At 72.1% G+C, this 6375-nt stretch carries 5 protein-coding genes; all 5 read left to right on the forward strand.

The window, feature by feature from the left end:
• Window positions 1-561, forward strand: a 561-nt coding sequence (locus G3N64_RS37700) for a hypothetical protein (RefSeq protein ID WP_241021422.1), incomplete at its 5' end; no start/stop codon positions are given.
• 50 nt (window positions 562-611) lie between these two features.
• Window positions 612-2354 carry an acyl-CoA synthetase family protein gene (locus tag G3N64_RS37705; RefSeq protein WP_205788675.1) on the forward strand — a complete coding sequence of 581 codons (1743 nt, stop codon included), beginning with the start codon at window positions 612-614 and terminating at the stop codon, window positions 2352-2354.
• Window positions 2351-3328 (forward strand): acyl-CoA synthetase, encoded by a 978-nt coding sequence (locus G3N64_RS37710; RefSeq protein ID WP_205788676.1) that lies wholly within the window; start codon window positions 2351-2353, stop codon window positions 3326-3328. The genes G3N64_RS37705 and G3N64_RS37710 overlap by 4 nt, the downstream gene beginning before the upstream one ends.
• Window positions 3325-3981, forward strand: coding sequence for an outer membrane lipoprotein carrier protein LolA (locus tag G3N64_RS37715; protein ID WP_205788677.1), 657 nt, complete (start codon window positions 3325-3327; stop codon window positions 3979-3981). The genes G3N64_RS37710 and G3N64_RS37715 overlap by 4 nt, the downstream gene beginning before the upstream one ends.
• Window positions 3981-6375: MMPL family transporter (locus G3N64_RS37720; protein ID WP_205788678.1), on the forward strand; the 2395-nt coding region annotated here is incomplete at its 3' end. The genes G3N64_RS37715 and G3N64_RS37720, both read left to right, overlap by 1 nt.

Genomic DNA, 6375 nt, shown 5'->3' on the forward strand with positions numbered 1-6375 from the left:
GGGGGGTGTGGCTGCTGCATCGCGATGGAGCCCGTGCCGCCGCTGCTGCTCGCACTCGGCGCGGCGCTGCGCTCGCCGCAGCGCGGCTGGCTCGTGCCGGCGTGGCTGCTTGCCGCCGCCGCGCTATGGGCTGCGCGCATGCCGCTTGCCCGCCATTTCGAATGGGGCCTGTATCTGGAACACGCGAGCTTCAACCTCGCGATGGCGCTGCTGTTCGGCCGCACGCTCGCGGCCGGCCGGGTGCCGCTGTGCACGCGCTTCGCGACGATGATCCACGGCGCGATCACGCCGGCCGTCGTGCGCTATACGCGGCAGATCACGCTCGCGTGGACGCTGTTCTTCGTCGCGATCGCCGCCGTGTCGACGCTGCTGTTCGCGACCGCGCCGATCGTCACGTGGTCGACGTTCGCGAACTACCTGTCGCTGCCGCTCGTCGCCGTGATGTTCGCGGCCGAGCATGCGTGCCGGCGCTTCGCACTGCCGCACGAGCCGCGGCCGCGCATGGTCGATGCGGTGCGCGCGTATCGCGCGACGACTCACGCTTCGCAGGCGTCTCGATGAATTCACGGCCGGCGCGGCGCGCCGGCCTTCGCTCCCGTTTTGACCGATTTATGCCGACTCACCCGCTGGTTTTCCATTCGTCGCCGGACCAGACGATCGCCTGGCGCGACGGCGCACCCGTCACCGCGCGCGCGTTCGTCGCCGACGTCGCGCGCGTGGCCGCCGCGCTGCCCGCCGGCGGCCACGTGTTCAACGTGTGCCGCGACCGCTACCGCTTCGCGGTCAGCCTGTGCGCCGCGCTCGTTGCCGGCAAGATCAGCCTGCTGCCGTCGACGCACACGCCGGAAATGGTCCGCCAGCTCGCCTCGTTCGCGCCCGACGCGTTCTGCCTGCACGATGCGCCCGACTGCGCGATCGACCTGCCGCGCTTCGCATACCCCGATGCCGCTCCCGGCGAAATCGCGAGCGATGCGCCGTTCGCCGTGCCGCAGATCGATGCGGCGCGGATCATGGCCTACGTGTTCACGTCCGGCTCGACCGGCGCGCCGGTGCCGCACCGCAAGACCTGGGGCTTCCTGGTCGGCTGCGTGCGCGCGGCGGCCGACCGCCTCGGGCTGCTCGACGGCCGTGCGGCCACGCTGATCGGCACGGTGCCCGCGCAGCACATGTACGGCTTCGAGTCGACGGTGCTGCTCGCGCTGATCGGCGGCCTCGCGTTCAGCAACCGCCAGCCGTTCTACCCGGTCGACATTCGCGACGAACTCGACGCGATCCCGCAGCCGCGCGTGCTCGTCACGTCGCCAATCCACCTGCGTGCGCTGCTGGCGGCCGGGCATGCGCTGCCGCCCGCGGCGCTCGTGCTGTCGGCCACCGCGCCGCTGTCGGAAAAGCTCGCGTGCGAAGCCGAAGCCGCGCTCGACGCGCCGCTCGTCGAGATCTACGGCAGCACCGAGACCGGCCAGATCGCCACCCGCCGCACGTCGCAAGGCGCGACGTGGGCGTTGTTCCCGGGCATCCGGCTCGACGCGCGCGACGAACCGGAGAGCGACGACGGCGAGCCGACGATCTGGGTATCGGGCGGGCACGTCGAGGCGCCCGTGCCGATGGGCGATGCGCTCGAACTGCTCGGCGACGGCCGGTTCCTGCTGCACGGCCGCAAGGCCGACCTCGTCAACATCGCCGGCAAACGCACGTCGGTCGCGTACCTGAACCATCAGCTCAATGCGATTCCGCAGGTGATCGACGGCGTGTTCTTCATGCCCGACGAAGCCGCGCCGGCGCACGCCGACGCGGGCCTCGAACCGGTCACGCGCCTCGTCGCGCTGGTCGTCGCGCCGACGCTCGCGGCAGCCGACCTGCAGCGCGCGCTGCGCGAACGGATCGATCCCGCGTTCATGCCGCGCCCGCTCGTGTTCGTCGACGCGCTGCCGCGCAACGAAACGGGCAAGCTGCCGCGCGACGTGCTCGCCGCGCTCGTCGCGCAACATGCGCGCACGCCGGTCGCGCCGACGCCCGTACGCGACCCGGCCGGCACACCGGCGCTCGGGTTCACGGTCCCTGCCGATCACCCGGCGCTGCCCGGCCACTTCCCCGGCCATCCGGTCGTGCCGGGCGTCGTGCTGCTCGATCACGCGATCCACGCGATCGGCACGGCGCTGAACCGCCCGCTGCACACGTGGCGGCTCGGTTCCGCGAAATTCCTCAGCCCGGTCGCACCCGGCGAACCGCTCGATCTCGCGTACGACGCCGCAGCCAGCGGCGCGATCCGCTTCACGCTGCGCGCCGGGGCGCGCGAGGTTGCGAGCGGCGTGCTGTCCGCGCCGCCAGCCGTGCAGGACGGTGTGCAGCCATGAAGCGCACCGCGTGGGCCGAACGCCAGGAGCGCAGCAATGCGGGTTTGCTGCGCACGATGACGTGGATCTCGCTGCGCTTCGGCCGGCAGCGCGCGCGCGTCGTGCTGCACCTGATCGCGACGTATTTCGTGCTGTTCTCGCCGGTCGCATGCGCGGCGTCGCGCGACTACCTGCGCCGCGTGCTCGGCCGCCCCGCGCGCTGGCGCGACGTGTACCGGCACGTGTTCACGTTCGCGGCAACGATCCACGACCGCATCTACCTGATGAACGGTCGCTTCGACCTGTTCGACATCCGGCTGCACGGTGAAACGCTCGTCGACGAGGCGCTCGCGGGCGGACGCGGCGCGTTCCTGATGGGCGCGCACCTCGGCAGCTTCGAAGTCGTGCGCGCGATCGGCCGCACGCGCCCGGACCTGCGCGTCGTCGTGACGATGTACGAGAAGAACGCGCGCAAGATCAACGCGACGCTCGCCGCGGTGAATCCCGCCGCGCAGCCGGAAGTGATTCCGCTCGGGCAGGTCGACTCGATGCTGAAGGTGCGCGAGCGCCTCGACGCGAACTGCATGGTCGGCATGCTCGCCGACCGCACGCTGCTCGACGACGCGGCCGCGTCGCTGCGGCGGCTGCCGCTGCTCGGCGCGCCGGCCGCGTTCCCGCTCGGGCCGCTCTACATGGCCGCGATGTTGAAGCGCCCGGTGATCTTCATGACGGGCCTCTATCGCGACGGCAACCGCTATGACGTGCACTTCGAGACGCTCGCCGATTTCTCCGACGTGCGACGCGACGCGCGCGCGGCGGCCGTCGACGCGGCACTCGCGCGTTACGTCGCGCTGCTCGACCGGTACTGCCGCGCGGCGCCTTACAACTGGTTCAACTATTTCGATTTCTGGCAAAGCGGCGATGCCGCGGCCGCGCGCCGCGACACGGCGCATACCGCTGCCGACCTGCCGGCCACGAGGGATTCCGACGCATGACCGCCGTTCGCCGCTGCCTGCCCACGCTCCCGTCCACGCTGCGACGTGCCGCCCGCACGCTGGCCGTCGCCATCGCTGCAACCACCGCCGCGATCGCGCTGGCTGCCGTGCCCGCGCAAGCGGCCGACCCGGCGCCGGCGTGGACCCTCGACCGGCTGATGTCGACGCTCGCGCAGCACAAGTCGGGACGGGCGACGTTCACCGAGACGAAATACCTGTCGATCGCGACGCAGCCGGTCGAATCGTCCGGCGAACTCGTGTTCGTCGCGCCCGACCATCTCGAGAAGCACACGCTGAGCCCGAAGCCCGAACACCTCGTCGTCGACGGCGACATGCTCACCGTCGAGCGCAACAACCGCAAGTACACGCTCGCGCTTGCACGCTATCCGGAACTCGGCGCGTTCATCGACAGCATCCGCGCGACGCTCGCCGGCAACCGCTTCGCGCTCGAACAGGTGTACAAGGTCGCGCTCGCGGGGCGCGGCGACGACTGGACGCTGACGCTCACGCCGCTCGACTCGCGGATGCTGAAGGTCGTCAGCACGATCACGCTCGATGGCACGCGCGATGCGTTGCGCAGCGTCGCGATCCGGCAGGCAGACGGCGACCGTTCGGTGATGCGCCTGCAACCCGTTCCGGTGAACCCGAACTGATGGACGAACGCACCCGGCCCTCGTCGTCACCGGTCGCGCGCCGACTGCACGCGCTGCGGCAGCGCACGGTGCTCGTGTGGCTGCTCGCGCTCGCCGCGTGCGGCGTCGCGATCGGGCGCGCGCACTTCACAGCCGATCTGTCCGCGTTCCTGCCGAGCTCGCCGAGCGCCGGGCAGCGCGTGCTCGTCGACCAGTTGCGCGACGGCATCGTGTCGCGGCTGATCCTCGTCGCGATCGACGGCGGCGATACCGCCACGCGCGCCGCGCTGTCGCGACGCGTCGCCGGCGCGCTGCGCGCCGATCCGCAGTTCGCGGCCGTCCACAACGGCGAAGCCGCGAACGACGCACGCGACCGCCAGTTCATCTTCGATCACCGCTACCTGCTGAGCCCGGCCGTCACGCCGCAGCGCTTCGGCGCCGCCGGCCTGCATCAGGCGCTCGGCGACAGCCTCGACCTGCTGAGCTCGTCGGCCGGCCTCATGGCCAAGGCGATGCTGCCGCGCGACCCGACCGGCGAAGTCGCCACGCTCGTCGACCAGTTCGACAGCGCGGCGGAACCGGCGAGCCGCGACGGCGTGTGGGCGTCGCGCGACGGCACGCGCGCGGTGCTCGTCGTGCAGACGGCCGCCGTCGGTTCCGATACCGACGCCCAGGCCCGCGCGATCGACACCGTGCGCCGCGCGTTCGCCGCCGCGAAGCAGGTCGTGCCGAACGCCGCCGCGGCCACGCTCGCGATGACGGGCCCCGGCGTGTTCTCGGTCGACACGCGCGACACGATCCGGCGCGACGTCGAACGGCTGTCGACCGCGAGCGTCGTGCTGATCGTCGCGCTGCTGCTGATGCTGTACCGTTCGCCGCGCACGCTCGCGCTCGGCTTGCTGCCGGTGCTGACGGGCGTCGCGGCCGGGATCGCGGCGGTCAGCGTCGCGTTCGGCACGGTGCACGGGCTGACGCTCGGCTTCGGCACGACGCTGATCGGCGAAGCCGTCGACTATTCGATCTACCTGTTCGTGCAATCGGCGCAGGCCGGCACGCGCGGCGCCGCACGCCCGGCCGACGCGACGCGCGCATGGGTCGCCGCGTACTGGCCGACGATCCGGCTCGGCGTGCTGACGTCGGTATGCGGTTTCGCGTCGATGCTGTTCTCCGGATTCCCGGGCCTCGTGCAGCTCGGGCTGTATTCGATCGTCGGGCTGACGGCCGCCGCGCTCGTCACGCGCTTCGTGCTGCCGCACCTGCGCGGCGAGCATGTCGCGATCCGCGACGTGTCGCGCGTCGGCGCCGTGCTTGCGCGCGCGGCCGACGCCGCGCCGCGGCTGCGCTGGCCGCTCGCCGTGCTGGTGATCGCCGCGGGCGCGACGCTCGCGCTGCATCGCGACGGCCTGTGGAGCCGCGAGCTCGCCGCGCTGAGCCCCGTGCCGGCGCAAGCGCAGGCGCTCGACGCACGGCTGCGCGCCGATGTCGGCGCGCCCGACGTGCGCTACCTCGTCGTAATTGCCGCGCCGACCGAACAGGCCGCGCTCGAACGCGTCGAAAAAGTGGCCGCGCAATTGCAGCCGCTCGTCGACCGGGGCGCGCTCGCCGGCTTCGAAAGCCCTGCACGCTACCTGCCGAGCGACGCCGCGCAGCGTGCGCGCCAGGCGAGCCTGCCGGATGCCGGTGTGCTCGCCGCGCGGCTGCGCGACGCCGTCGCGAACCAGCCGATCGCGGTCAAGCCCGACCTGTTCGCGCCGTTCATCGCCGACGTCGAAGCCGCGCGCCACGCGCCACTGCTCACGCGCGCGGACTTGCGCGGCACGTCGATGGCGCTCGCCGTCGATGCGCTGCTGACCGAACGTGACGGCCGCTGGAGCGCGATGCTGCCGCTGCGCGCGCCGGACGCCGCCCGCACCGCGCAACCGGCATCGAGTCTCGATGCGACGCCGATTCGCGCGGCCGTCGCACGCGCGGGCGTGCCCGATGCGCTGTTCGTCGACATGAAGGCCGAAGCCGATCGGCTGTACGTGAGCTACGTGCACGAGGACATCCGGCTGTCGCTTGCCGGTTTCGCCGCGATCGCCGTGCTGCTGCTGATCGCGCTGCGCTCGCCGCGCCGCGTCGTGCGCGCGCTTGCGCCGCTCGTCGCGGCCGTGCTGGTCGTGACGGCCGGCTTCGCGCTCGCCGGCGTGCAACTGACGATCCTGCATCTCGTCGGGATGCTGCTGATCGTCGCGGTCGGTTCGAACTACGCGCTGTTCTTCTGCAAGCGAGACGACGCACAGCCCGTCACGCCCTACACGCTCGTGTCGCTGCTGATCGCGAACCTCGCGACGGTCGCCGGCTTCGGGCTGCTGGCGCTGTCGCACGTGCCGCTGCTCGAAACCTTCGGGCTGACCGTCGGCCCGGGCGCGATGC

Origin of the sequence: Burkholderia sp. Ac-20344, assembly GCF_017104975.1 — a bacterium.
GTDB lineage: Bacteria > Pseudomonadota > Gammaproteobacteria > Burkholderiales > Burkholderiaceae > Burkholderia.